Source organism: Candidatus Poriferisodalis sp. (assembly GCF_965198245.1).
Classification (GTDB): Bacteria; Actinomycetota; Acidimicrobiia; order Acidimicrobiales; family Poriferisodalaceae; genus Poriferisodalis.
On the sequence record NZ_OZ240249.1, the window covers coordinates 258,005 to 283,517 of the forward strand.

General features: G+C 66.1%; 19 protein-coding genes, 2 tRNA genes, 1 other RNA gene and 1 pseudogene. 9 read left to right on the forward strand and 14 right to left on the reverse strand.

The annotated features are described in order from the left end of the window. The 5 genes from ACOCMM_RS01390 to xseA all read right to left on the reverse strand — a co-directional run bounded on the left by ACOCMM_RS01390 (nt 1) and on the right by xseA (nt 8,284). Nucleotides 1–3,546 (reverse strand): DUF4020 domain-containing protein, encoded by a 3,546-nt coding sequence (locus ACOCMM_RS01390; protein WP_419551422.1) that lies wholly within the window; start codon nt 3,544–3,546, stop codon nt 1–3. A 96-nt stretch (nt 3,547–3,642) separates the two neighbouring features. Then, nucleotides 3,643–4,476, reverse strand: a complete 834-nt coding sequence (locus ACOCMM_RS01395) for an SURF1 family protein (protein WP_419551423.1) — start codon at nt 4,474–4,476, stop codon at nt 3,643–3,645. 21 nt (nt 4,477–4,497) lie between these two features. Further along, nucleotides 4,498–6,351: a S9 family peptidase gene (locus ACOCMM_RS01400; protein WP_419551424.1), complete on the reverse strand. Its 1,854-nt coding sequence runs from the start codon at nt 6,349–6,351 to the stop codon at nt 4,498–4,500. Nucleotides 6,352–6,728: 377 nt separating this feature from the next. Then, the gene (gene xseB, locus ACOCMM_RS01405) at nt 6,729–6,971 is read right to left on the reverse strand and encodes an exodeoxyribonuclease VII small subunit (protein ID WP_419551425.1); all 243 of its coding nucleotides are present in this window, start codon (nt 6,969–6,971) and stop codon (nt 6,729–6,731) included. Next, nucleotides 6,968–8,284 carry an exodeoxyribonuclease VII large subunit gene (gene xseA / locus ACOCMM_RS01410; RefSeq protein ID WP_419551426.1) on the reverse strand — a complete coding sequence of 439 codons (1,317 nt, stop codon included), beginning with the start codon at nt 8,282–8,284 and terminating at the stop codon, nt 6,968–6,970. The genes xseB and xseA overlap by 4 nt, the downstream gene beginning before the upstream one ends. Nucleotides 8,285–8,391: 107 nt before the next feature. Here xseA and ACOCMM_RS01415 point away from each other — a divergent pair. Further along, nucleotides 8,392–8,481 (forward strand) — tRNA-Ser (locus ACOCMM_RS01415). Nucleotides 8,482–9,391: 910 nt separating this feature from the next. Here the strand turns inward: ACOCMM_RS01415 and ACOCMM_RS01420 are convergent. The 4 genes and pseudogenes from ACOCMM_RS01420 to ACOCMM_RS01435 all read right to left on the reverse strand — a co-directional run. Then, nucleotides 9,392–9,841, reverse strand: coding sequence for a hypothetical protein (locus tag ACOCMM_RS01420; RefSeq protein ID WP_419551427.1), 450 nt, complete (start codon nt 9,839–9,841; stop codon nt 9,392–9,394). Between the two features lie 20 nt (nt 9,842–9,861). Further along, nucleotides 9,862–10,674, reverse strand: a complete 813-nt coding sequence (locus ACOCMM_RS01425; RefSeq protein ID WP_419551428.1) for a TIGR04255 family protein — start codon at nt 10,672–10,674, stop codon at nt 9,862–9,864. A 438-nt stretch (nt 10,675–11,112) separates the two neighbouring features. Then, complete coding sequence (locus ACOCMM_RS01430; RefSeq protein ID WP_419551429.1) at nt 11,113–15,207, reverse strand: fibronectin type III domain-containing protein; 4,095 nt, start codon at nt 15,205–15,207, stop codon at nt 11,113–11,115. 199 nt (nt 15,208–15,406) lie between these two features. Continuing rightward, a pseudogene (locus ACOCMM_RS01435) lies at nt 15,407–15,496 on the reverse strand (tRNA-specific adenosine deaminase); the annotation flags it as partial. Nucleotides 15,497–15,661: 165 nt separating this feature from the next. On the opposite strand from ACOCMM_RS01435, the gene ACOCMM_RS01440 reads away from it, so the two are divergent. Then, complete coding sequence (locus ACOCMM_RS01440) at nt 15,662–15,883, forward strand: toxin-antitoxin system protein (protein WP_419551430.1); 222 nt, start codon at nt 15,662–15,664, stop codon at nt 15,881–15,883. Beyond that, nucleotides 15,870–16,184, forward strand: coding sequence for a type II toxin-antitoxin system PemK/MazF family toxin (locus ACOCMM_RS01445; RefSeq protein ID WP_419551431.1), 315 nt, complete (start codon nt 15,870–15,872; stop codon nt 16,182–16,184). Before ACOCMM_RS01440 ends, ACOCMM_RS01445 begins: the two co-directional genes overlap by 14 nt. 110 nt (nt 16,185–16,294) lie before the next feature. Here ACOCMM_RS01445 and tadA read toward each other — a convergent pair whose 3' ends face one another. The 4 genes from tadA to ffs all read right to left on the reverse strand — a co-directional run bounded on the left by tadA (nt 16,295) and on the right by ffs (nt 18,002). Continuing rightward, nucleotides 16,295–16,741 carry a tRNA adenosine(34) deaminase TadA gene (gene tadA / locus ACOCMM_RS01450; protein WP_419551432.1) on the reverse strand — a complete coding sequence of 149 codons (447 nt, stop codon included), beginning with the start codon at nt 16,739–16,741 and terminating at the stop codon, nt 16,295–16,297. A gap of 28 nt (nt 16,742–16,769) precedes the next feature. Further along, a complete protein-coding gene (locus tag ACOCMM_RS01455; RefSeq protein WP_419551433.1) occupies nt 16,770–17,786 on the reverse strand; it encodes a sterol desaturase family protein in 1,017 nt (338 codons plus the stop codon). A gap of 1 nt (nt 17,787) precedes the next feature. Then, nucleotides 17,788–17,876 (reverse strand) — tRNA-Ser (locus ACOCMM_RS01460). Nucleotides 17,877–17,903: 27 nt separating this feature from the next. Beyond that, nucleotides 17,904–18,002, reverse strand: an RNA gene (gene ffs, locus ACOCMM_RS01465) — signal recognition particle sRNA small type. 124 nt (nt 18,003–18,126) lie between these two features. Here ffs and dnaX point away from each other — a divergent pair. From dnaX to ACOCMM_RS01480, 3 genes are all read left to right on the forward strand, one after another. Further along, nucleotides 18,127–20,025: a DNA polymerase III subunit gamma/tau gene (gene dnaX / locus ACOCMM_RS01470; RefSeq protein ID WP_419551434.1), complete on the forward strand. Its 1,899-nt coding sequence runs from the start codon at nt 18,127–18,129 to the stop codon at nt 20,023–20,025. A gap of 87 nt (nt 20,026–20,112) precedes the next feature. Next, nucleotides 20,113–20,709, forward strand: a complete 597-nt coding sequence (recR, locus tag ACOCMM_RS01475; protein ID WP_419551435.1) for a recombination mediator RecR — start codon at nt 20,113–20,115, stop codon at nt 20,707–20,709. A 102-nt stretch (nt 20,710–20,811) separates the two neighbouring features. After that, entirely contained in the window at nt 20,812–21,198 is a 387-nt protein-coding gene (locus ACOCMM_RS01480; RefSeq protein WP_419551436.1) for a hypothetical protein, read from the forward strand. On the opposite strand, the gene ACOCMM_RS01485 is transcribed toward ACOCMM_RS01480, so the two are convergent. Then, complete coding sequence (locus ACOCMM_RS01485) at nt 21,195–22,376, reverse strand: acetyl-CoA C-acyltransferase (protein WP_419551437.1); 1,182 nt, start codon at nt 22,374–22,376, stop codon at nt 21,195–21,197. The genes ACOCMM_RS01480 and ACOCMM_RS01485 overlap by 4 nt on opposite strands. Before the next feature lie 151 nt (nt 22,377–22,527). Here ACOCMM_RS01485 and ccrA point away from each other — a divergent pair, with 151 nt between their 5' ends. From ccrA to ACOCMM_RS01500, 3 genes are all read left to right on the forward strand, one after another. Then, nucleotides 22,528–23,889, forward strand: a complete 1,362-nt coding sequence (gene ccrA, locus ACOCMM_RS01490) for a crotonyl-CoA carboxylase/reductase (RefSeq protein ID WP_419551438.1) — start codon at nt 22,528–22,530, stop codon at nt 23,887–23,889. Nucleotides 23,890–23,932: 43 nt separating this feature from the next. Beyond that, complete coding sequence (gene mce, locus ACOCMM_RS01495; RefSeq protein WP_419551439.1) at nt 23,933–24,334, forward strand: methylmalonyl-CoA epimerase; 402 nt, start codon at nt 23,933–23,935, stop codon at nt 24,332–24,334. A 66-nt stretch (nt 24,335–24,400) separates the two neighbouring features. Next, on the forward strand, nt 24,401–25,480 hold the full coding sequence (locus ACOCMM_RS01500) for a BMP family ABC transporter substrate-binding protein (protein WP_419551440.1): 1,080 nt from the start codon (nt 24,401–24,403) through the stop codon (nt 25,478–25,480). The last annotated feature ends 33 nt before the right edge of the window (nt 25,481–25,513 follow it).

The following is a 25,513-nucleotide window of genomic DNA, read 5'->3' on the forward strand; positions in this document are numbered from 1 at the left end:
TCAGCGTGAACTCACGGACGGAGACGGTTGTTCACCATCTCCGGAGTCCGTGGGCTGCGCATCGTGGTCTCGGATGAGGTCGAGCGCCAATGCTGCTTCGAGTAGCGGCTTGACGATTGTGAAATCAACTTGCTTCTTGAGTTTGTGAGTGATCTCTGGCAGGAAGTGCGTGTGGTTGGGACGGCCTGTTGCGTTTCTCAGCAGGTGCGTGAGCAATGCTGCCACCGATTGCGGATACTCCGCCACGAGGTCGGGCCGGGAGACGTCTTCGTTTCGTTTCTCGGGTCTGTACAGGTTGTAGAGGAGCCGGGAGTTGGCTCTGAACGTGGCTGGATGAAGGGTCGCAAGCTTGACTGCTTCGGGAAAGCACGAGGCCAACTGCACCGTCCAGTGCACCATCTCGGTTGCCTCACCGTCTGTGAGCGCGAAGGGGTGGCTGTTGAGACGACGCTCCCAGTACGTGTGCATCCATGCCGTCCACTGAGCATCGGCTTCGTCAGAGGTCAAGCGAGAGAGCGTCCCGCTGACATGCTTCATCCACTCCACGCGAACCTCGATACTGACGGTGCGCGTCAGGTCGGCGAGCCATTCGACGTGGTCTATGTAGTCACCGTCAAAGCATGTGATTGCGGCGAGATGCTCAAAGAACGTGCGGCGCGCGTGATCCTCAAAGTGTTCGACATGCGGCAGCATGCGAATGAACATGTCGGCGAGACCGTCTTCGAGCGTTCCAACGGTTCGCTGACCCTGCAGCACAAAGCACTCCCAGTACCGCGCGGCGCGCTCCGCGTCATACGTCGGGTCCAGCAGTGGCAGCAGTCCCGTTCGCGACCATTGCCGGTCCACTAAGTGCAGTAAGTCGAGCCTTCCAATCAAGACTGCACGCGCACAGTTGCCGGCGAAACTGTGGTGCTGCAGCATCGATGTCGCCGAGCGCTTCAGGTCATCGGGCAGCCTGTGTCGGGCTGCACCGGCAGCATTGGCTTCGATGTACGCGCAGTGCATCAGGAGTCTCGCAAGATCTCCTGCCCAGTGGTTGAGCGCATGATCCAACCAGGTGATCCTATCGCCGTAGATGCCGGTGTCGGCGAGCCACATCTTGGTGCCGGAGTCCCAGATCACCCCAATTCGAGTTCGGATTTGGACCAGATCGTCGCCAGTCGGTGGTTCCTTGAGCCATGTGCCCAAGACGGTGTGCGCGAGCTGCTGGTCTGCCTCGGCGCTCGGCGACTCGGACGACATCAGGTAGTCAATGACGGCTAGGCCATCGTCGGGGTACTGCGAGATCACGGTTGCGAGCGCGCCGGTCCGCTCGTACAGCGCGGGCGGCTCGTCAGGCCCCTGCACGTAGCCGCGGAGCCAGTCGACGGCCAGTCCTGGTGAGTGCTGGATAGCCGAATGCAATAACGCTGGGTCGAGGAGCGGAGTAGCCGCTGACTTCTCGACAACCGATGCCATGTCCGGCTCTTTGCGCTGGAGCAGGTCGACTGAGTCATCTACGGAAACCACGTCCGGGAAAGATGCGCGCAGCTCTGCCAATGTCACTCTTGCCCGAGGTGCGTCGACTGCGTGTTGCACGATCCACAGGAGCATGCGACCCGCGGTGGCGGCAGAGTCTCGTTCCCACGCTTCACCGCTTGGCGCTACGTGCAAAGTAATAGCTTCGACCGCTTTTTCCGCTGCCTCTGGAAGAACAGCTTCGAGAAGGGCCCAAACCTCGTGGCGTGCGAAATATTCGAGCACCAGCCCGCTGTCGATGAGCTGTTGGATCTTGCTATCTGCCGCGAGATCGGTCTGCCGAGCGAGGCCATCAAGGCCGATCCGCTGCAAGAGCGGAATCTCCGACGCCAGCCATGACTTGATGTAGTGGGCGGCCTCCGGCGAGGCACTCGCCGCGTGCTGCCGCAATGAGTCTCGGGCAACGTCGATAAGTGGGTCGATCCCTGCAAGCCGATTGGCGCTTTCTCTGCGCGGCAGATTCTGCCAATGCGGTGCAATCGAATGACGCAAGCGACTCAGACGATCCCACCACACGGGGTCCGGTTCACCGGAGACAACAAGACGGTGAGCGTGCCGCAAGTGCCGGTCGGCGATGCGCAGTAGGTCCGGTGCCAGCTGATCCAGCCGCGGCTCAAGGAGCTGTTCCCATGTACGCGTGAACCACCAATCTGTACCGTCCATACCGACGTTCGAGGCCGGTCCCAACGCCAGTCGGCTGGCTGGTTCGATGTAGAGCACGGGCTCTGTGAGCCGTTCGAAGAGCAGAAGCAACGCCTCCTCGTCCCATGACGGACTGTCGCCGCTCAGCAGGAGCGAGAGGTGCGATTGGCCACCGGGCGGCATCGTTTGAGCTAGAAGCGCCGCCCACGTTGCAGCGTGTTCGCTCGGTTGGTTGAGCCCGTGCACAGCCCAGACGGCCTGCTCCCAGAGATCGTCGCTGAAGGCCGCTCCTTGGTGACTGAGCATCTGCAGGGCTTCGCCGATCAAGCTCGGATCACCGATGAAGGCATCGCTGAACCAATGGCTGAGGCGTCGACTGAGCTCGGTCCGGGGGGACAGCGAGTTGAAGAGGTCAGTGAACTGAGGGCGCGGGGCCATCCAGCGCAGCCACGCGGCACCTTGGATAGGACTCGCGAAGTTCCGAGCTGCATTCGTGAAGTGATGCAACCGATTCGAATGGCCGACAATCTCGGCGAGGTACGACTCGTCCTCGGGGTTAAGCGGAGGTACCCCTCGTACGATCTCGCGTACTCGCGCAGCGTGGTCGAGACTGCCCATCGACGCCCTGCTCGCCCAATGTTGAAGCAACGTGGGAAGATCGCCGCGGCTTCCGTATGAGATCGGTTGAATGCCATGGGCTGACCAGGTGTCGTCTGACTCAGACGAATGGAGCATGAAGCGCCGCGAGGTGACCGGCAGGCCGCGCGCCAAATAGCCCATAACAGTGTCTCGGTGGCTGTACCCAATGAACAGTACAGTCGTTTCGGCAAAGAGCTTCTTGACGAAGTTCAAGGCCCAGCCTTCACTCAAGTAGGCGCGTCCAAAATCTGAGGCCGTCACGACGAGGTCGTCCGAGCTGCGCTGAGCGTCTCCGTGCAGGTAGACGATGCCTGAGAAGTCGGATCCTGCGGGCACGTTGGGCGCGGTGAACGAGTCGAGGTCACTGCTGTCGGGAAGGCAACTCGACAGATGGCTGTCGTAGTTGGTGGTGACGATTCGCGTCCGAGGGGAGGTCGTTGCCAGGTTCACGATCGCTCGGTGGAGTTCGTTCGGCTTGGAATCCTCGGAACTGATGATCTGCTGTGCCCGCAAGTGCACGTCCACGCCTTGATGCTGCAACGAATCCAAATGACTGTCTTCATGGCCCTTCTCGGGGACCGGGCCTTGGGGATCGTGTTCACAAGAGATGCGAGTTGCGAGATCATGGAACAACGGCAGGTTCGATGGCTGATCCAACGAAGCGCCCGCACCTATGAAGAGCACCAGCGATCCATCCCGGTGTGCCGACACCACTTCGTCGGGTATCTCCGCCCCCCCCAAACGCATACGGCCACGGTACTGCCAGCCGTCCCGGGGTCAGCGATCGATTTCGCCTGCGAACACCGACAGCGTGGTCGGCTGACACAGTTTCGGTTGTCGAGTTCAGTCGTCGGCGATCTGCTCTGATTCGCCCCTGCGGGCCTGGTGGCGCAGCACGAGCGAGTAGCCGACGATGGCGACGGCAGCGAAGCTGAACCACTGCAGCGCGTAGCCCAAGTGGGGACCGGCGGCGAGCTCGGGCGGCGGCACGGGCACGGGCACCGAGAGGCCAGGCAAGCTCTCGCCGAGTGGGATCGAGGAACCGTCTGCGCTTGCCGCACTCACTACCTCGACATAGACCGGCACGAGGTCGAGCGTGGTCTGCTGGTCAATTCGCCCGACGTCCGTCCGCGCCAGCGAGTCCAGCTGTCCCTGTGCTGGGTCAGACGGTCCGAGCAAACCGCGTTCCTGGCTGAGACGGATGCGGCCGTCGATCTGGCTGGCCAAAGGGAGCCGAGTTGCGTAGACGGCGATTTCGCCATCGAGCAGCGCCGTACATGCGCGTTGCGGCAACCACCCTGCGACCACGAGAACACCGAGCGGCTCAGCGCTGTCGTTCGAGGTTGCCGCGGCGGGCACGGCGAAGTGACAACCTGGCAAGCCGTCGAGACTGCGGTTGCGGATCTGCACCGCTTCGTGGAAATCAAACCTGGCGATCGGCAGGCTCACCAAGCGGTACTCCAATTCGGCTCGCAGCCCGGCATCGAGCACCGCCTCGAAGAACCGGTCGGCGTCCAGCGCCCGCATGTCCTGGCGTTCGGCGACCGCGGCATTGCGGTCGCGCTGCTCGCCGTGCCGGTTGAGCTGCCAGAAGCCAGCGATCAGGAAGATCGCCAGCAGCACGCCAGCGAGCGCGTGGCCTGCCAGCCAGCGCGGCGTGCGCGCGAAGTGGTACATGTCACGACCTCTTGGGCGACGCTACTGGTGGCCCTCGCGCACCTCGACGCGGGCGATGTCGCCTGCGGGTTCGAAGCCGAGCACTTGGCCGAGGAACGACAGCTCGGCTTCGAGCGCAGCCACGATGTTGGGTCCGCGGCGGAAGCCGTGCCCCTCGCCTTCGAACACCATGTAGGCGTGCGGCACGCCTGCGTCTGCCAGGGCCGCCACCACCTGCTCGGACTGGCTCTGGGGCACAACCCGGTCCTCGGTGCCCTGCAGCACGATCATCGGAGTACGCAGCTGGCCAGTTCGCCAGATCGGCGAGCGTTCCCGGTACAGCTCGGCCTCCTGCGGGTATGGGCCGATCAGCCCGTCGAGGTAGCGGGCCTCGAACTTGTGGGTGTCGCGAGCCAGCGCTTCGAGATCGGCCACGCCGTACCGGGAGATGCCCGCAGCGAACACGTCGCTGCCCGTGAGCGCGCACAGCGTCGTGTAGCCGCCCGCCGAGCCGCCTTTGATGACCAGGCGCTGCGGGTCAACGTTGCCCTCGCCGGCAAGATGAAGCGCTGCAGCGATGCAGTCCTGCGTATCGACGATGCCCCATTGGCCAGCCAGCAGGTTGCGATAGCCGGTGCCGTAGCCAGTGCTGCCGCCGTAGTTCACGTCCACGACGGCGATGCCGCGAGTGGTCCAGTACTGGATGCCCAGATCGAGCGAGCTGCGAGCCGAACCCGTTGGCCCGCCGTGGCTCAACACCATGAGCGGCGGCTCACCCTTTCGATCGCTGACCGCCGAGTTCTTGGGCGGGAAGAAGAACGCGTGCGCCCGGCGACCATCGTCGCTGTCGAAGGTGAACGCCCGCGGAACCGAGACGTCGCCGGGTTCGAGCGCCGACTGCTCGGCGTCGCTGAGCTGACGATGCCCGCCGTCGGGTGAGATTTCCACGATCGCGGCTCGGCGGGTCCAGCTGGCGGCCACGGTGACGACCGTGCCGCCTGGAGTCACCGCCAGCCTCCCGAATTCTGTGAACCCGCTCGGGATCTCTTCGAGGTGACCGTCGCGGATGACGCCGAGGTGCCCGACACCGCTCGAGGTCCAGGTGCACCACAGCGTGCCGCCGCCATCCCAGCCGTAGGTGGCCTGCGCGAACACCCACGCCGGCACCCCGAATTCGCGGCTGCTCTCGCAGAGGGCTGCGTCACCCAGCACCGGTTCGGTGGCACCCGTGCGGGTATCCACGCGGTGAATCGACCACCACCCATCGACATCGGTGACGATATGGAGGTCGCCGTCGGGGCTCCAGGCCGGCTGGGTCAGTGCAGGGCCGTCGACCAGCACCCGATCGCTGCCCGGCACCGGCATGCCGTCACGGAGGTCGACGAGATGCAGGCGGACGTGGTCCCACGGCATGTTCGGGTGATCCCAGCTGAGATACGCGAGCGTGTTGCCGTCGGCCGCCGACCGGGGTGAGGAGTAGAAGTCGGCACCCGTCGCTACAACGCTCACCGTTCCGTCGAGGCGGACCGCGACGAGTTCGTTGCGGGGTTCATGGCCGCCGTCGGTGTGGGCCTCACGCACCCACACGCTGACCGGATCGAAGCTGTCGCTGTCAGCGTTGCGCTGGGGATCTGGCACGAGTGCCGGATCGGCGTAGCGCAGCCCCCTGGGAGTGTCAGGCTCAGGGGTCACCGCGTGCGGCTCGCTGCGACCTGTCACATCGAACAGCCGGATCCGATGGTCGCTCATGCAACTGCCGAGCACGAAATGGCCGCCATCAGGTGCCGTGAACGCAAGCCAAGCCCCGCCGCCGTATTCGTGGACAGAAGTGCGGATGTCCGCTTCCGCCGTATGGGGCACATCGGCGGGCTGAGCGCCGGGTTCGTCGAGCCGCACGCGGACCACGGTGCCTCGCCCGCGCTTGAGAGGCCGTTCTTCCACCCAATAGGCCCAGCCGCCAGCGATGCGTGATTCGGTCCTTCGCACCGCACCCGCGGCAACGTCAGCCGCCCGCAGCGGCGACGGCCACGCACCATGTCGAAATTCCCTGGAATTACTGGAATTTCGGCCGCCGTTATCTTGACAATGCGATGGTGAACTCATAGGTTCCTCGTTGGTTTGGACACGCCGCTGCGGTCACTCATTCTGAGCAGATTCCGCAGCGGCACCAGCGTGCGCTCCGGGTCTTCCACCGGCCCGTGACGCGCAGGTGGACCGGGGGAGCGCCCACCAACTCCCTCGGTCCACTCATGCCTGCAACGCCTTGCGGCCGTTCAAGGGCCGTCGCTGTCCGACGGCGTCGATTCGTGCTGAGCCAGGATCGTCTGCAACGACAGCTCGGTGGCCCGCAACCGCTGCTCGCAGTGCGCGATCAGCAGCGAGGCTCGTTCGACCTTCGATGCCAGCGTGTCGATGTCGACATCGTCGTCCTCGAGGCTGGCCAGGATCGATTCGATCTCGGCTATGGACTCGGCGTAGCCGCCGAGCTCGCCTTCATCTGTCACAGGGTCTGTCATGGGTTGTCTGTCCCCCGGTCGGTCGGGTCGATAGCCGGTGCGTTCACGGTGCTGGCGAACTCCGCATCCAGCGTCTGGGTGGTGATCGTGGCTCCGGCAGCGGGCATCGAACGCACGACGGTGCCGTCGGCCGCACGCGTGATCGAAAAGCCGCGAGCCAACGTCCGCTGTGGCGCGAGTGCGGCAATCACGGCCGCAGCTGAACGCAGTTGGGCGTACGCCTCCGATACTCGCCGTTCGGCACGGTGTGCGAGCCGCAGCCGTGCCTGGCCCAGGCGAGCACGCGGTCGGCCCAGGCGACGCTCGGCCAGCAGACCGAGGGCTCCACGAGCTGCCGCCAAGCGAGCTGCTGCTGCGGCTGCCCGGGAGCGGGCAGTCCGATGGAGTTCGCGCCGTGCCCGAACCAGGCGTGCGTCAAAGCTGGCGACATGGGCGACGAGGGCGGCGGCACACGCGGTCGGCGTCTTGGCAGCCGTGTGTGCCACCTGGTCCGCCACCGAGGTGTCGATCTCATGGCCGATCCCGCAGAACACCGGCAGCGGGCACGTCGCGATGGCCTTCGCAACGCTGGCCAGGTCGAATGCCAGCAGGTCGGTGCGGTCGCCGCCGCCGCGCACAACGGCAATGACGTCAACCTCGGCGCTCCCGAGCGTGCGCAGTGCCGCGACAAGGTCGGCTTCGGCGGTGACGCCCTGCACCCGGGCGTCGCACAGCAACACCTCGAACGCGTAGCCGCTCGCTGTCAGCTCGTGGACGAAGTCGGCGTGTGCTGCACTTCCGGCCGCCGTGATGAGGCCGACGCGCAGCGGCACCAGCGGCAGCGGCACGGCGGCATTGCGCCGCAACAGCCCCGAGGCAGCCAGTTCGGCCAGCGTGCGCTCGCGGTCGGCGGCCAGCACACCGAGCGTGAAGTGCGGGTCGACGCCGCTCATGATGAGCTGCACCTGTCCGCTGCCTGCGTAGTACTCGACCTCGGCGCGGATCCGCACCTCGATGCCGTCGTCGAGCGTCAGCCCGCCTCCGGCAGCCAGATCCCGGTTCACGAATCGTTGGCGTCCCTTGAACAGCGCCACCCGCATGCGCGCGCCCCGGCGGTCCTTGCCCATGCCCGGCTCGATGAGGTTGAAGTAGATGTGGCCGCTCGCCGCCTGCGAGTAGCCGATGATCTCGCCGCGCACCCAAACCTCGGAGCTGAAGGCCCGCCGGATCGTCTCTTCGATGGCAGCCGCGAGGTCCGACACCGACCAGGTGCCATCGGGCTGGGGGGCGTCGTCGCCGGCCACGGCTTCGAAGCCTTCAACAGCGCTGCTCACGACCCTGAGGCTGTCACGAAATCACCCTCGCCGCGACCGATTTACAGCTTGAGAGTCGTGGCGCAGGCTAGGCGGTCACCGTGGTCAGCGTCGATAGGGTGCGCTGCGGAAGGTTGCCAGAGCGGACGAATGGGGCGGTCTCGAAAACCGTTGTGGCCCTCGGGTCACCGTGGGTTCGAATCCCACACCTTCCGCCATTCAAACACCGAAAAATGGCTCTGACCAGCAGTTTTATAGTCACTGACTATTCTGTTATGCGGTGAGTCATCAGATTCGTGCATCGCGGAGAAATGAATTCGGCAGATTCTCGGTCCAACTTTGAGGGTGTCGCCCGTTAGGCGCGAGCCGCCTCGATCCGGATGACCTATCCGAGACGTTAACGAGCGAGGTGCCGAGTCGGTCGTAATCCCGGGCGATCACGGCTCCGCTGCACCCCGGAATCTGCCGCGCACGAGTCCGGGAATTGGGTCTTGCGCGTCGTCCAAGTCGACGAGAGGGTCCCCAGCTCCGGTACGCGACTCACGTACCGAGCTACATCACTGACCGACGGAGGTTCTCATGTCTTCACCTAATGGCAACGGCATTCACGATCCCTTCGACTGGTTCCGCTCTCACGAGTCGAAGTCGCCGGACCTGTGCGGCTCGGCGAAAAAGAGCTTCGCTGCAATTCCGCATCGTTCGGAGCAGGACTCACATCAGCAGGTGAGGTCATCTGCGAGACGCTCGACGTGACCGGCGACGTCCGAATCTCAGGGCACACGCTTCTCGGCTAGGGCAAGAACTCGTCACGTGGGATGAACCGGGCAAGTCTGGCGAGAGCGCGACTTATGTTCCTCGTCTTGTTTCCTCGCACCAGAGCGTGTGCTGGCTCTCCCGGATTGGGTGCCGCCACAGGTTGCTGATCGTGGCGGCGTGCCTCAGCCGCCGTGAACGCTGCCACACCCACGCCTTCCTTCAACGTGGCAGACCGGTCTTCCTGAATCGTGGCTCGATCAACTGACAAGTCGAAGCCCTTGAACGCCGCGCTGGTGACGCGTCCTTCTTCATAGTGGTCTTCGTGAACTCTGCGCCACAAGACCTCGCCGTCGTCAAGATCGACATAGCAGTTCAACGGGTTTGGTACCCCATCGACGCCAAGTGGAGGCGCAGTTCCTCTCTAGACGCGTCGTCTTGGTCAGTTTCGTTGCCATCGCCATCGACGAAGAACAGAGCCAGTGGCATACCTGCGCGGACTTCAACTTCCAGTTCGAAGCGATCACGTATCCACTCCATCTGCACACCGCCGTCAGGCAGTGGCGAGGCGATGGGTTTGGCGATGTGCGGACCAAGCGACTCCAGCAATCCGAGCGCCCCATTGACAGCACGATGGTTGATGCGTTGCTCGCCGTATCCATTCCAATTCTCCGGCAATTCCAAGAATCCTCGCAGCCGCTGCTCGACAGCGGGCAACCACGCCGGGATGCTGCGCTCGATCCGTGTTGCGGTCTCACTGTCCGAACGAACGCTCCAGGCGGGCGTCAAGCAGTGGCTGCAGACCCCCGCAGCGGGCTGCTGCATATGTTCCTGCGTGATAGAGGTCACTGAAACCTTCCCCATATCCGGTGTCCGTGCGCTGTTGTCACGGACGTGAAACCGCGAACGATCCACTCCCGCGCCGTATCCATGAACGCAAGAGCGCCATCCAAGTTGCTGTCCTCGATTGGAAGATGACCGCGGCTCTGCAGGTACAAGGCGAGTAGTCCGTTTTCTTCGTCATCGACGGCTTCCCAAGCCTCAACGTTGAGCCAGCCCAAGGTCGGGAGATGATAGTGGAGGTAGATCGCGGTCATCTCTGGTTCGGGCAGGAAGTCGTCACTGTGCGATCCGTTCCATGGGGCAAGCAGGGCAGCAGTATCGCTGACCCCAGACCAACCCTGTGCTTCGCCCAGTCGATTCACGTACAGCACGTCGCAAACGTTCGGCTCGGGTGCTCCAAGACCGTCTGCCTCCAAATGAACCGTGAGCCGCTGCCAAGCAGTGACGAAGAATTCCCGAATCGCCTCAAATCGTGGGTACTCGTCGCGCGCATCGCTCTTCTGCCAATTCACCGTCAGCCGATCGGATTGGAATTGCACCACTCGATTCCCGGTGTCGTCAGTCAGCCACAGCCTCGCCGTCGGAGGGGACGCCATTGCGTCTTCCTCCGAACCGGCGTAAGGGTTCAATGGCGGCAGAGGTTCGCGTATTGAGGAGACGGGCACCATGTCCGCCCAGACCTCGGACATGTGCTCGATCCCATCAGCCTCAATCGGCAGAGGTTCGGCGAACTGGACAGCCAATGCCACTTCGGTGACCGGTGGATGTCTGTAGTCCGGGCGTGGGCTGGAAACTTGGGACACCGCGCTCAGCATGCCATAAGGCTGAAGGAGCCACTTGGCCGCGGCGCACGCAGAAATTTGTCCAGTCGAGTCATGTGCGCTCCCGATCCACATTGTCGCAGGATGCCGACAAATCCACTGAATATCACTGTCGGACTACCACGGCTCCTCATTCGACAGGTGGATGTCTCGCTCGGCATTCCCCAACCAGGCTCGACCGAACGGCACGGTCGAGGTTTCGACACAACTGTGGTCCGGGATCAATGGTACTGCGAACGAACGCGCGGATCCGTGACGCTACAGCCGCTCCCCAGTCCATTCTGGGTGGAAGCGTCGACTCGTGAGCAGCGGTACTGCTCATTGCGGCAGGGGGCACATGAATTCCGCAGAGTTGACGAGGAGGTTGATGCGCTGCGACCGTCCCGCGCCTATGGGCGAGGCGGCCGTGTTGGTGGGTCGCGGGTGGGTGTGTTATTGGAGCATGGGGCAGGGGAGTTCGTCGGGTCCTGTGGTCATGGTCCCGGTTGAGTTCCAGCGGATCTTGATGGGGGCGCTGACTTTCGCTACCGCGGGGAAGCCGACTCCGTCGGGGGTGACGGCGCCGATGTAGTAGGTGAATTTGTGGCCTGCGGCGCCGGGCCGCAGGGGTTCGTGGACATAGGTGGTGGTGTTGGCGTCGGTGGTGGCGATGTCGTAGCCGTAGCGGCGGTGGTCGGTGTTGGGTTTGCGCTGGCTGATCACGGGGTGGCCGTAGTGGGTGCGCATGATTTTGTAGCCGGTGATGCCGCTCGTCCCGGCGGGGGGCTGCCAGGTGAGGGTGACGGTCTTGCAGAAGCTGGCTTTTTCGCCTGTGAGGCGGCCTCTGTCGTCTCTGACTCTGACGATGACCGATCCGGCGATGTCGCTGATGGCGGCTGTCAGGCTCCGGGGAGCGTCGGCGGGTCGGACGTAGGGGGCGCCGTTGTAGGTGGTCAGGCTGGTCAGGGGCACGAACGCGAGGGGGGCGCCCAGGTGCGGGGTGCTGGGCCGCACGTCGAGCTCGGTCAGGCTGTCGAGGCCGTCGAAGAGGTTGTTGTAGAAGGTGCTGTTGACGAATTTGATGCCTCGTCCCCGGTAGGACATGTTGTTGAGGCGCAGGGTCTCGAGGCTGTGGAGGCGGCCGAAGATGTCTGGGTGCCAGTTGCCGGCTCGCAGGTGGCGGTTGTGGCTGAGATCCAGCTCGATCAGGCCGGTGAGGCTGTCGAAGATGCCGTCGGGCAGGGTGTCGAGGCCGGCGTCGCTGAGGTCCAGCTCGACCAGGCCCGGCAGGTTGTCGAATGTGTCGCCGGCCAGGGCGCCCAGGTAGCTGCCGCTGAGGTCGAGGCGCTCGAGGCTGGCGAGCCCGTCGAGGTCGGCTGGTCTCAGCGTCTGGGTGCCGGTCACCCGGATGCGCAGCTCGGTGATGGCGGCCATGTCCTGCCATGAGACCGACTCGCAGGTGTCGCCGCCGGGCGTGGCCGCCAGGATCGCCGCGGCCACCTGCGCGGTGCGTCCGCAGATGTCATACAGCGGCCGGGCGGACCTGGACCAGGCGCCGGTGCCCTCTTCGTTGGTGGCGCGTACCTGCACTGCGACGTCGTCGATGCTGGCGGCGCTGAGCCCGGTGACGGTCGCGGTGCGCCCGGTGCCGGTGTGGGCCACGTCGGTCCACGCCCCGGTGTCGCCGAGCCGGTATCGCACGTCGTAGTCGGTGATCGGGGGGCCGCTGTTGGCCGGGGCGGTCCAGTGAACGGCCAGCCGGTCGGTGTTCGCCGCGACGGTGCGCACCCGGGGCGCCCGGGGCGCGGCGGGCGGCTCGGCCACGTCGGTGATGGTGATGGTCACTGCGATGTCGGTGGTGTTGGTGGCGGTGTGGGTGCCGTCGGAGGCGCGCACCTGCACCGAGTAGGCGGCCTTGGCCTCGAAGTCGTAGGCCACCCCGGCCCTGGTCCGGATCTGGCCGCTGGACGGATCGATCGCGAACGACCTCGCGTCGGTGCCGCGCAGGCTGTAGCGCACCGTGTCGTCGGCGTCGGCGTCGCTGGCCGCCACCGGGGCGCCGACGTCTGCGCCGGCGCCGGGGTTCTCGGCCACGCTGCGCGCTGCGGGCGCGGTGTCGGCGAACACCGGCGCGCTGTTCGCGGTGCTGCCCACGGTGAACACCTCCGACAGGGCGTAGTAGGGCCGGCTCTGGTGGTTGACATTGGAAAAGCTCGCGTTCGCGTCGAGGGGGTCGCCGGCGCCGTTGAGGCGGCCGTAAGCGACGCTGCTGTCGCCGAACGCCGCGCTCGCCGCCGTGCCGTCGCTGTCGCTGCCGGTCCACACCACGCCGTTGGTGGGGAAGGCGACGCTGCCGGAGCGGTCCGTGGGGTTGGCCTCGTCGTCCCAAGTGCCGTCGTAGAAGTCCTCGTAGTCGTCGGCCGCCTTGTTGCCGTTGAGCCAGTAGATCGCCAGGCCCTTGGCGGTGGCGGTGTAGGTGGTACCGGTGTTGTCGCGGGCGTCGTCGTCGTCGGTGCTGCCCACCACGGTGAACCCCGACGCGTAGGGCCTGATCGCCCGATGGCCCGCCCTGGCGTTGCGCCGGGCCTCGGCGTTGTAGTCGCCGATGTCGCCCGACGTCGGACGGAAGGTCTGGTGGGTCAAGAACAGCAGCCGGAACTGGCCGCCCGCGGCCGCTCCGTCGGGCTTGAGCTCCCAGTTCAGCGGCACAGTGGTCGCCGCGGCGGTCGTGGCACGGCCCGACGCCGACCACCCGGTGACGCCCTCGACGTTGCGCGCGCGCACCTGCACCTCATAGGCCGTCCCGGCGGCCAGGCCCGCGATCGTGGCGCCCAGCCCGGTGCCGTCGTGGGGCCAGTTGATCCAGGCACCGGTGCCGTCGGTGCGGTACTGCACGTCGTAGTCGTTGATCGGGTGGCTGGTGTTGGCCGGCGCCGCCCAGGACACCCTCAGATGGCTTGTGCTTGCCGTCGCTGTCACCGTGGGCGCGCCCGGCGCGGCCGACGGCGGCTCGTCCACATCGGTCACCGTGATCATCACCGTGATCGAAGCGCTGTAGGTGCCGTCGGTGACAGACACCACCACCGAATAGCGGGACCGGGTCTCGTGGTCATAGGTCACCCCCGCCTTGGTCAGGATCCGCCCGCTGGTCGACCCGATGCCGAACGATGCCGCATCGGCGCCGCCCAACGTGTAGGTCAGCGAGTCGCCGACATCCGCATCGGTGGCCGCCACCAGGTCGCCCACATTGGTCAACGCGCGGGAGTTCTCCGGCACACTGCGCGACGCGGGGTCCGAATCGGTGAACACCGGCACGCTGCCGCCCACCGTGAACACCTCCGAAAGGGCGTAATAGCGCTGCTGGGTGGAGCTGCGGGAATCATGACTCGCCAGTTCGGGGTGGTCCCCCGCATCGAGGGGACCACCCGCAGCGTTGAGCCGTCCCAAGGAGACGTTGGTCGCGCCGAAATAGAAAACTCTGCCGTCAGTAAAACGCTTTTCGGTCCCGTCGTTGTTGCTTCCGGTCCAGATCCAAAGGACGTTGGAGCGCGCTCTGTTGCCGTTGCGGCCCCGGGGGTTGGCCTCGTCGTCCCAGCCCCCGTCGTGGAAGTCCTCGTAGTCGTCGGCGACCTTGGAGCCGTTGAGCCAGTAGATCGGCACGCCCTTGTCGGCATTGGTGTAGGCGGTCGAGGCGTTGTCGCGGGCGTCGTCGTCGGCGGTGCTGCCCACGACGCGGAACCCCGAGCTGTACGGCTTGATGGCGGAGTGGGCGTTGGAGGCGTTGGCCTGGGACTGGACGTAGGTGTTGTAGTCGTCGATGTCGTCAGAGGTCGGGGCGTGGCCTGCGTAGGTGACGAACAGCAGCCGGAACCGGTCGCCGCCGGCCAGTCCGGCGGGCGCCAGGGCCCAGTTGCGGGGGACTTCGGAGTCGGCGTCGGTGAACACCGCGACCCTGGGCGCCACCTCCACGGACTCCAAGTCTGCGTCCTTTTGGTGCTCCGCCGCTGCCTGCTCTTGGTCGTCTGGTCCATTGGGAGCCAGGTCGGGAGACGATTCCTCATCGGGTGTCGTCGTGTCGGGTACCGGCGGCGGCGGTTCGGGCACCGGTTCGGGCTGCGGCGCGGGCGGGGTGTCGGCTCTGACGTAGCCGGACCACTGGCTGACCCCGGTGGGGCTGACCGCCTTGGCCCGGTAGACATAGCTGCCCGACGCCGATACCGAGGTGTCGGTGTAGCTGGTGTCGGGGCCGGCGTCGGCCTCGATCACGCGGAAGACGCCCACTGCGTCCGCGTCGCGGTCGCGGCGAAGGATCGCGTAGTGGGTGACGGCGGGGTCCGTTGACGCCGTCCAGGTGAGGGTGACCTCGTCGTGGGCGGCGGAGGCCCCGAGGCTGTGGGGCCTCGCCGGGGGGCTGTCGCCGACCGCTGCGGGAGTCGCGGCCACCTCGTGGTTCTGGGCCCAGGCGGGGACAGCCACGACCACGGAGGCCGCCAGCGCCACCGCAGCGCCCACCACAACGGCGCGTCTCACCGCGCCGGGCGGGCTCATCGGCCCGGGTTCGCCGGGGCTGCCCGAACGGCGCGATCTACGGGGGGGGGGGGGTCTGCGACACGGCTGCTACCGCCTTCGGATTTTTCGTCGTGCAGCGCTTGTGCTCAGCGCGCGGCCAATGGTGAGGCACCGTCACACAAATATGAGACGCCAAGATACTCTAGAGCACGCCCGCGAGCAGACCGTCCATGAGCGAACCCGCGCCGGACGCCGCGTCTCGCCGGGTCAGCACTTCGGCATGGGCGGTGGGGTCGTTTGTGGTCTCGCGTTCGTTGTGGCGCGCCGCGACGATCTCGTCGCCTTCGAGAGCGACATGGGAACGTTCGAGCGTTGGTGAGTCCGCATCAGTCAGCTCCCCGATGACGTAGTAGCCGAGACCCGGGTGCTGCTAGCCGAAATCAAGGCGATTTCAGAGCGCGCATGACGAGCTTGAGGAGGCATACTTTGCGGTATGCCTGATTCGACTACCATCAAGGTCTCGGCCCGGACCCGGGATGCCTTGCGTCAGCTTGCCGATCGTGAGGGGCTCACGTTCGACGCGCAGATCGAGAAGCTGATCCGGCGCGAACGTCGTCGCATCATCGGAGCTCAGCTCGCGAGTGCCCCGCTCGATGCCGCCGACGAGGCTGTGCTCGATGCGTCTGCGAGCGATGTCGCGCATGCAAGCGGGTGATGTCGTCCGCTGCGATTTCGGGACGCCGGCGAGGGGCGAGCCCGGATTCGTCCGACCGGCCATCGTCGTCACCTCCGATGATGTGCTCGAGTTCCGTCAACACGCGATCGTGGTCGTACCGTGCACGACGACCAAACGAGGATGGCTGAGCGAGGTTGACATCGCTGGCTTCGGTGTCGCCCAAGCGCACCTGCCCACCACCCTCAGCGTCGACCGCGTCGTCGAGACGACGGGCGCCAACACCGGGCCCGTCGCGCTGCAACAGATTCGAGAACTCATCGCTGACCTGCTCGGACTCTGACCCAGCCATCGGGTGACGCAGAACCGCAGGCCCGCCGCGACGCTCGCTTCGGGTACCGCCGGGTGACTTGAGGGGAAGGGTTCCTCGGACTCCTGGATGGTGCTGCGAACTCAGCGGTGGTTGCTGAAGAACTCGCTGAGCAGCCCGCCACACTCGGCTTCGAGCACGCCGCCAATCACCTCAGAGTTGTGGTTGAAGCGCGGGTCTACGAGCAGGTTGTAGAGCGTGGCAGCAGCGCCGGCCTTGGGGTCATAGGCCCCGAAGACCACCCGGGCTACCCGCGCTGACAGGGCTGCCCCGGCGCACATCGGGCACGGTTCGAGCGTCACCGCCAGCGTTGCGTCTGACAGTCGCCAGTCTCCGACGGCGGCGGCTGCGTCGCGCAGCGCCAGCACTTCAGCATGCGCGGTGGGGTCGTTGGTGGTCTCGCGCTCGTTGTGGCGTGCCGCGAGCACTTCGCCATCGACAATCACCACGGCGCCGACGGGCACCTCCCCAGCCGCCGCAGCCTGCCGGGCTTGTTCCAACGCCAGTTCCATGGCTGCTTCGTCTGTCACACCGAGAGTGTGCCGCTCTTTCGTGGCGTCATGCAGTCGTTATGCCGCGGCGGGCTTTGGCTCGCTCGCGCATCCGGGCGTGGGCCTCGGGCGTGCCGTCGTGGAAGGTGCCGAACAGCCTGTCGAGCGGCACAGGCCGATTGCCGTAGTTGCACTCGAAGTAACGATGATGCAGGTGGTGGAAGTAGTCGGCTCCAGCCATGGTGGGCCCGGAGCGCTTGCCGATCTCGAAGCGCTCGAAACCCGAGTGGGAAAACGCCGTTGCGACGCTGTTGGACAGCAAGGTGAGGATCAGGATGAACGGGTGAGCGGGCACCACCCACCACAGCACGATCATGCTGAGGTACATCATGTGCTCGACCGGGTGCATCGACAGCCCGCTCCACGGACCCGTGTTCACATTGTGGTGGTGCAGGTAGTGCACGTGGTCATAGACCCAGCGCATGTGCAGCACCCGGTGGATGCCATAGAAGTGAGTCACCGACCACAGAGACGCAATCACGGTCAGCGCGCAGATGTACGGCCACCATGTGCCCCAGGACACCGACGGGATCCAGTCGTTGGCGTAGAACCACAAGGTGAGTGCCTCGTAGGCCGACCAGACGCCACAGCCGCTGACCAAGCACCAGAACATGTTGTCCCGGGTCTGGTTATTCCACAGGAACGATCGGTTCGTGGTGCTGAGCCATCGGCGGTTGTACTTGTAGCGCTGCTGCTGGACCCGCCGGACGTACAGGGCCACATGCAGCGTTCCCGCGACCAGCGTGAACACCACCACGTTGCGGAGGTAAATCTCACCGATCCACCTGGGGCTCAAGCTCTCCATGCGCTCGAGGGACGGCGTGAAGAAGTTCCACACCACCGCGGACATCGCCACCCAGAGCATTCCCTGCGGAAGCATCATCGTGGCGATGTGCCGCAGCGTTGCTATCGGCCGCGGCGGCCAGTCCAGAATCGTCGACACCGAGATGGGCAAGTCCGGCTCGTAACCCTTGGTCTCGATGCCGCGCGACCTGCTGTCGGTCATGAATTCTGAGTCTGACACGCGGAGAGTGTGGGATTCGAACCCACGGAGGCCGATGAAGACCTCACACGCTTTCCAAGCGAGCCCATTCGTCCACTCTGGCAACTCTCCAACAAAAGACGTGTCGCCGTCTGGCGAGGCGGCCAGGTGATCTGCGGCACACAACGAGGTCCGCTGAGAGCTGCTGCCTCCCGGCCCTGACTCGGTTCACGGGTCGCCGTTGCACAGGACCCGGCCGCCACGTCAGACGGCGACACACACCAAACGCTAACCAATGAATCTGCTGATCCGCCACCCTCAGAGATCCTCCGTCCGAATCGCTTCGTCACGTCTCCGCTGTAGCTCTTAGGATCGCTGCGAGATGCCGCACCAGTCGCTCTACCGGAGGTTCCGACCTCAGCGGTTTGCAGAGGTAGTCGGACAGCTTCACCTGGTCCGGGCCTTGAGCAATGCCGTCCGCGAGGACCGCGTCGGTCACGCGTACCTGCTGAGCGGCCCCCGCGGCACCGGCAAGACCTCGACCGCACGCATCCTGGCCAAAGCGCTCAACTGCGAAGCGCTCGGCGACGACGGCGAACCGTGCGGCACTTGTCACAGCTGCACCGCCGTTGCCGCAGGCACCTCGTTGGACCTCATCGAGCTTGACGCAGCGTCCAACAACTCGGTCAACCACATCCGCGACATGACCGAGAAGGCAGCCCTGGTCAGCTCCGGGCGTCGCAAGGTGTACCTGCTCGACGAGGTGCACATGCTGTCCGCGGCGGCCTCGAATGCGCTGCTCAAGACCTTGGAGGAACCGCCGCCCCACGTCGTGTTCATCCTGGCCACGACTGATCCGCAGAAGGTGCTGCCCACCATCCGCAGCCGCACCCAGCAGTTCGAGCTCTCGCTGGTCGGAGCGGACGAGATGGCCCCGCACGTGCGAGCCATCGCCGAGGCGGCTGGAGCGCCAGTCGACGACGCGGTCGTGGACTACGTGACCGATCGCGGCGGCGGATCCGTGCGTGACGCGCTCTCCGCGCTCGACACCGTGCTGGCGGCCGGTGGCATCCCCGACGACCGCACCGACGTGAACGCACTGGTGCAGGCACTGGCGAATGCCGATCTCGCGGCGACGCTGATCGCGGTGGCCGAAGCGACGTCGGCGGGTGTCGACGCCCGGGACCTCGCCGAGCGCACGGCGCGCCGCTTGCGCGACATGTTCCTGGCGGGTGCCGGTGTGGAGCCCGCCGAGCTGACTCCTGCCGATATCGCGTCGGCGCGTGAGCTGAGCGACGCGATGGGTCGCCGAGCCAACGTACGGGCTCTTGAGGCCCTCGGCAGTGCGCTGGCGCAGATGCCGCAATCAGCCGACCGCCGCTTGACGCTGGAGACCGCGCTGGTGGGCCTGCTCGCCGACGAGGTGCTGGGTTCGGGCGCACCATCGGCGGCTGTGCCAGCGTCTGCGGCACCGGCGCGGGGCCCGACGGGTCGGGTTGCCCCTCCCGCTGGCGGTCCCGCGGCCGCCCGGGCGGCTATGGCGGCAACCAAGGCGCCGCCTTCCCTGGACGCCCCCCGGGTCGCTGCACAACCGCCGCCGCCGCCCGCTCCGCCGCCCGCTGCTTCGGTGCCGCCGGCCGCGGCACCTCCCACGTCGCCCACCGAAGCCGAACCGCAACCCGAAGCGGCTGAGCGCACACCTGCGTCAGCGATGACGACTGCGGATCTGCAGCGCATCTGGGAGACGCAGATCGTTGAGCGGCTGCGTCCCGTCGCCGCGGGACTGTTCCGCGAGGCCAACGTCCTCGCCCACGACCGCAACGTGGTGACCGTGCGGCTCAGCGAAGGCGTGCCTGTTGATCAGGCCCAACGCCGCTGCAACGAGGTTGAAGCAGTCCTCTCGGAAGTGCTCGACCAGACGGTCCGCCTCGAAGTGAGCGGTTCGGGCAACGTGGCTGGTCCGGCCTCGACGGCACACGACGACGCTCCTCCGCCTCCGCCCGTGCCAACGGCACCGGCCGAGGTCGCCTCGCCTCCGCCCTCACACGACGCTGCTCCGGCTGCGAGTGCACCCGAGGGAGGCACCGCGCAGCAGTCCGAGACCGGCAGCGCAAGCGCATCAGCGGTATCGCAGGAGTCCGTGTCGCAGGAGTCCGTGTCGCAGGAGTCCGTGTCGCAGGAGACTGGCTCATCGGCCTCATCGCAGGAGTCCAAGGTGCAACAGATCGTGGACCGTTTCCCCGGCTCGGTCGTGGTCCGCGTTGACGAGGGCACAACCTGACAGCCTTGACCGGCAGCGGGCGACGTCTCCATTGCGCACAGCGACGGGAACCACACCAGCGACAGACCACCGGCAGCAGGGACTGACGTGTACGACGACGCGGTCGAAGACCTGATCGACGAGTTCAGCCGCCTGCCCGGCATCGGTCCCAAGGGTGCGCAGCGCATCACCTTCTGGCTGCTGAAGCGACCGGCGACCGACGCCCACCGCCTGGCGGCAGCCATCACCGCAGCCAAGGACCGTATCGGATTCTGCGGTCAGTGCTGGAATATCAGCGAGACCGACCCGTGCGCCCATTGCGAGGACCCGGCCCGACGCAACGGCATGGTCTGCGTGGTGGAGGAACCACGTGACGTGATTGCCATGGAGAAAGCCGGCTTCCGAGGCCGCTACCACGTGCTCGGCGGGGCGCTCAACCCGCTCGAAGGCGTCGGCCCCGAGCAGCTGCGCATCCGCGAACTGCTCGCACGTCTCGACAGCGAGTCGGTCACGGAGTTGATCGTGTGTACCAACCCCAACATCGAGGGCGACACCACCGCCATGTACCTCGCCCGACAGCTCGAACCGCTCGGCGTCCAAGTGACCCGACTCGCCAGCGGCCTGCCCGTCGGCGGCGACCTCGAGTACGCCGACGAGCTCACGCTCGAACGAGCGCTGCGCAACCGCCGCACCCTCACTCCGTAGATCTCGGCGTAAATCGCTGGACGGGCTTGCGGTAGCTGCCTAGGTTCCGGGCGGCACTTCCCCGGCGGCCTGCGCATTCGAACTGCGCGTTCGAGGAGTGTCATGGCTGCCCACAACCCCAACGACCGAGTTGCCCCGGACCTGCCCGTGGCGGTGTTCCGACCGTCGCCCGATGAGCGCGTGATGGTGACCGGACCATGCCACGCCCGAGCACTGTGCCTGAGCGCCGGCGCTAACCCGGGGGGCGTCGCTGCGGTGTTTGTGGATCCGTGCGGCGTGCTGCTGGCCATTGCCACCGCCCCCGCAGCCGTCGTGGGGGCGATGCTCGTCGACCCGGCCCCGTTCGCCCGACTCACCGAACTGCTCGGAGCCAGCCGCATCTACCTCGAGGTTCCCGGCGCGGATGCACCGGCAGTTACCGATGCCGTCGAAGCCGCTATGTGGCCGCTGTGCGTCGCGACCAAGGTGCTACCGCGGCTCAGCCTCTAGGCAGCCCGCAGGATGACGGCGTCGCCTTGGCCGCCGCCCCCGCACAGCGCCGCGGCGCCGAGCCCGCCGCCACGACGGCGCAGCTCACCGATGAGCGTGAGTGCCAGCCGGGCACCCGACATGCCAATGGGGTGTCCGAGCGCCACCGCACCGCCGTTGGGGTTCACGATCTCGGGCGACACGCCCAGGTCAGCCGTTGACGCCGCGGCTACCGCGGCGAAGGCCTCGTTGATCTCGAACAAGGACAGATCCTCGACACCCAGTTCGGTGCGCTGCAGCGCCCGACGGATGGCATTCGCCGGCTGGTTCAGCAGGCAGGTGTCAGGCCCAGCCACCATGCCGTACGAGAGGACCTCAGCCAGCGGCTCGACGCCGTGCCTTTCGGCTGCTTCGGCAGACATGACCACGACCGCGCAGCCGCCGTCGGAGATCTGTGATGCGTTGCCGGCCGTGACCGCGCCCTGCGCTGCGAACGCAGGACGCAGCGCCGCCAAGCTCTCCGAGGTCGTCCCCGGCCGAATGCCTTCGTCATCGAGCACTGCCAGCGGCTCGCCCCGCCGTTGAGGGATGTTGACCGCGACGATCTCGTCGTCGAAGCGGCCTTCTTTCTGAGCCGACGCGGCACGCTCGTGCGACTGCGCCGAGAACTCGTCCATAGCGCTGCGTGAGATCCCCGCACCAGCGGCATCCCGCTCGGTGCCGTCGCCCATGTGCCGGTCGTCGAAGGCACACCACAGGCCATCGTGGATCATCGCGTCCAGCACGGTGCCTGATCCCATGCGCATGCCGTTGCGACCATCGGGCAGCAGGTACGGGGCATTCGTCATCGATTCCATGCCGCCTGCCACGACGACGTCAGCGTCGCCCGCCGCGACCATCTGGTCGGCCATGTAGATGGCGTTCAGGCCGGACAGGCAGACCTTGTTGACCGTGATGGCCGGCACCTCCATCGAAATGCCCGCTGCGGTCGCCGCCTGCCGGGCCGTGATCTGCCCTTGGCCCGCCTGCAACACCTGCCCCATCACGACGTAGTCGACATCGCCAGCAGCAATGCCTGAGCGTTCAAGCGCTCCTTCGATGGCAACGCCGCCGAGCTGGGCGCCCGTCAGGCCGGCCAACGCGCCGTTGAACCTGCCGATCGGCGTCCGAGCGCCCCCGACGATCACAGAACCAGCCATCGCGACCCCTTCGCTTCTGCCCGCGCCCACAGCCCCTGCGCCGAGACACGGATGTATGAACGGCGAGTATACGAAACGGCTCTCGACGCTACCGTTGCGAGGAGCCGGCGGCGGCTCGCGACGTCGCGCCGCACGGTTAGCGTTCGGGCTCGTGAAGCAGTTCGCTGATGCCATCGCCGCCGGTGCGTCCGGTCCCGATCTCGAGGCCATGCCGATCCCGGAGAGCTTCAGGGCGGCGCACGTACTGCGCAATGAGCAAACGATGTTTGAGGGCCGCGCCTCAGCCGAAAAGGACCCGCGCGAGGCCATGCACATCGGCGAGGTCGCGACGCCCGGGCTGGCTCCTGACGAGGTGTACCTGGCGGTGATGGCCAGCTCGATCAACTTCAACACCGTGTGGAGCTCGATCTTCGAACCGCTGCCGACGTTCGGCTTCCTGGACCGTCTCGGCCGCGAGAGCCCTTGGGGCGCCCGTCACGCGCTCGACTACCACGTGCTGGGCTCCGACGCCTCGGGCGTGGTGCTGCAGGTCGGCTCGGCGGTGCGCAACTGGCGTCCCGGCGACCGGGTCGTCGTGCACTGCAACTACGTCGACGACCAGGACCCAGCCGCTCACGAGGACTCGATGATGGCCTCCAACCAGCGGATCTGGGGCTTCGAGAGCAACTTCGGCGGTCTCGCCGACCTCTCGGTGGTGAAGGCCAACCAGCTCATGCCCAAGCCGACGCATCTCAGCTGGGAAGAAGCGGCCGTGAATGCGCTGTGCGCATCCACCTCGTACCGGATGCTGGTCGGCGACAACGCTGCTCGCATGAAACAGGGCGACTCGGTGCTCGTCTGGGGCGCCTCGGGCGGGCTCGGCGGCTATGCCTGCCAGCTCGTGCTCAACGGCGGCGGCGTGCCGATCGGCGTGGTCAGCTCACCCGACAAGGTCGAGTTGCTCCACCAGCTCGGCGTCGACCACGTCATCGACCGCAGCGCCGACGGCTACCGCTTCTGGGCCGACGAGAACACCCAGGACGAGCGCGAATGGCGCCGCCTCGGAAAGACGGTGCGGGGCCTCATCGGCGACGACCCCGACATCGTGTTCGAGCATCCCGGCCGATCCACGATGGGGGCTTCGGTGTTCGTCGCCAAGCGCGGCGGCAAGATCGTGACGTGTGCCGCCACCAGCGGCTACATGATCGAGTACGACAACCGTCACCTGTGGATGCGGCTCAAGCGGATCGTCGCGAGCCACTTCGCCAACTACGCCGAAGCATGGGCGATGAACCGTCTCATCGGACAGGGCCGCATCCAACCGACCCTGTCCAAGACGTACACGCTGGACGAGACCGGTCTTGCGGCGTGGCAGGTGCATTGCAACTTGCACGAGGGCAAGCTCGGCGTGCTGTGCCTGGCGTCCGGGCCCGGGCAAGGCATCACCGATCCCGACAAGCGCGAACAGATCGGGGAAGAGAAGATCACGCTGTTCGCGCGCCACGCTGCATCGCTGGAAGCCGCCAACGCCTGAAGCCGCTGCCACTCGAAGCCGCCGACAAGAAAGTGCCGAGCCGATGATCCTGACCGAGATCGACCATGTCGCCATCGCCGTGAAGGACCTTGATGCGGCAGTCGCCTACTACGCCGAGGCATTCGGAGCCGAGGTCGCCCACCGTGAGACCGTGGACTCTGACGGTGTCGAAGAAGCCCTGATCAAGGTGGCTGACAGCTACATCCAGCTCACCGCCGCGACCCGTCCCGATTCGCCGATTGCCAGATTCCTCGACCGCCGGGGCGAAGGCCTCCACCACATCGGCTACCGGGTGGACGATTGTGCAGCGGCCCTCGGGGCGATGATTGACGCAGGTGCCGTGCCCATCGACACGGCCCCCCGTCCGGGCTCGCGCGGCACAACCGTTGCGTTCGTGCATCCCAAGGGGAACCTGGGCACGCTCGTCGAACTCGTCGAGGAATAGGCTCCCCGACACGGGGCGCAGGCGTACGAACCGGTTTCCGTCGCCTGCGCTCACGGGAGGGACCTCATGACCGTATTCACCAAACGATTCGCGATCGTGTTCGCTGTACTGGCGATATTCGCCGCAGCATGCACGGGCAGCGACGAGCCCGCGGCAACAACCGCTGCGGCACCGGCGACGACGGCCGCGGCCGAAGAGCCTGCCGACGATATGGACGACGCCGAGCCGTTCAAGATCGGACTCGTCACCGATACCGGCAAGGTCGACGACAAGAGCTTCAACCAATCGGCATGGGAAGGCGCGCAGCAAGCCGCTGCTGCACTGGGTGTCGAGGCGAACTACATCGAGACCGAAGAGGCCAAGGACTACGAGAACAACATCGGCCTGTTCGTCGAGGACGGTGCGAACGTCATCATCACCGTCGGCTTCGGCCTCGGTGACGCCACCATCGCTGCGGCACAGGCAAACCCGGACATCTTCTTCATCGGTGTCGACCAGTTCCAGGGAGAAACGCTGCCGAACCTTGCGGGGTTGATCTTCCCGGAGGACAAGTCGGGCTTCCTAGCGGGCGCGCTGGCAGGCATGCTCACCGAGACCGACATCGTGGGCGCCGTGCTGGGCACTGACCTGGTCCCGCCAGTGGTGGCCTTCAAGGAAGGCTGGGAGCACGGTGCGCGCTACACCAACGCAGGCGTGCAGACGATTTCCACGTATCACCCTGGCGGCCTTGACGTGGCCTTCGGCGACCCCGACTGGGGTGCCGCCACTGCACGCCAGGCGCTTGATCAGGGCGCGGACATCATCTTCGGCGCAGGCGGTGCCACCGGCAACGGGGCGCTCATCGAGATCGCCTCGCAAGACGGCGCGTACTGCGTGGGCGTCGACACCGACCAGTGGAACACCGTGCCCGAAGCGCAGCCGTGCTTGTTGACGAGCGCTATGAAGCTCATCACCCCGGGTGTGGCCGACCTGGTCGCCCAAGCCAGCGCAGGTGAGTTCACTGGTGGCAACTACCTCGGCGAGGTCGGACTGGCTCCGTTCCATGACTTCGACGATGTCGTCACCGATGACATGCGTGCCACGCTCGACGACGTGCTGGTGGGCCTGAACGACGGAAGCATCGACACCGGCTGGCCACCGGGCTGAGCCAGCGAGGCACGAACTGAGTCGGTCGCCGTG

What these genes read in the sequence shown, in the direction of transcription:
- ACOCMM_RS01390 (WP_419551422.1), bottom strand. Translation starts at nt 3,546, where the DNA reads ATGCGTTTGGGGGGGGCGGAGATACCCGACGAAGTGGTGTCGGCACAC.
- ACOCMM_RS01395 (WP_419551423.1), bottom strand. Translation starts at nt 4,476, where the DNA reads ATGTACCACTTCGCGCGCACGCCGCGCTGGCTGGCAGGCCACGCGCTC.
- xseB (WP_419551425.1), bottom strand. Translation starts at nt 6,971, where the DNA reads ATGACAGACCCTGTGACAGATGAAGGCGAGCTCGGCGGCTACGCCGAG.
- ACOCMM_RS01420 (WP_419551427.1), bottom strand. Translation starts at nt 9,841, where the DNA reads ATGCAGCAGCCCGCTGCGGGGGTCTGCAGCCACTGCTTGACGCCCGCC.
- ACOCMM_RS01425 (WP_419551428.1), bottom strand. Translation starts at nt 10,674, where the DNA reads ATGCTGAGCGCGGTGTCCCAAGTTTCCAGCCCACGCCCGGACTACAGA.
- ACOCMM_RS01430 (WP_419551429.1), bottom strand. Translation starts at nt 15,207, where the DNA reads ATGAGCCCGCCCGGCGCGGTGAGACGCGCCGTTGTGGTGGGCGCTGCG.
- ACOCMM_RS01440 (WP_419551430.1), top strand. Translation starts at nt 15,662, where the DNA reads ATGCCTGATTCGACTACCATCAAGGTCTCGGCCCGGACCCGGGATGCC.
- ACOCMM_RS01445 (WP_419551431.1), top strand. Translation starts at nt 15,870, where the DNA reads ATGCAAGCGGGTGATGTCGTCCGCTGCGATTTCGGGACGCCGGCGAGG.
- dnaX (WP_419551434.1), top strand. Translation starts at nt 18,127, where the DNA reads ATGCCGCACCAGTCGCTCTACCGGAGGTTCCGACCTCAGCGGTTTGCA.
- ACOCMM_RS01480 (WP_419551436.1), top strand. Translation starts at nt 20,812, where the DNA reads ATGGCTGCCCACAACCCCAACGACCGAGTTGCCCCGGACCTGCCCGTG.
- ACOCMM_RS01485 (WP_419551437.1), bottom strand. Translation starts at nt 22,376, where the DNA reads ATGGCTGGTTCTGTGATCGTCGGGGGCGCTCGGACGCCGATCGGCAGG.
- mce (WP_419551439.1), top strand. Translation starts at nt 23,933, where the DNA reads ATGATCCTGACCGAGATCGACCATGTCGCCATCGCCGTGAAGGACCTT.
- ACOCMM_RS01500 (WP_419551440.1), top strand. Translation starts at nt 24,401, where the DNA reads ATGACCGTATTCACCAAACGATTCGCGATCGTGTTCGCTGTACTGGCG.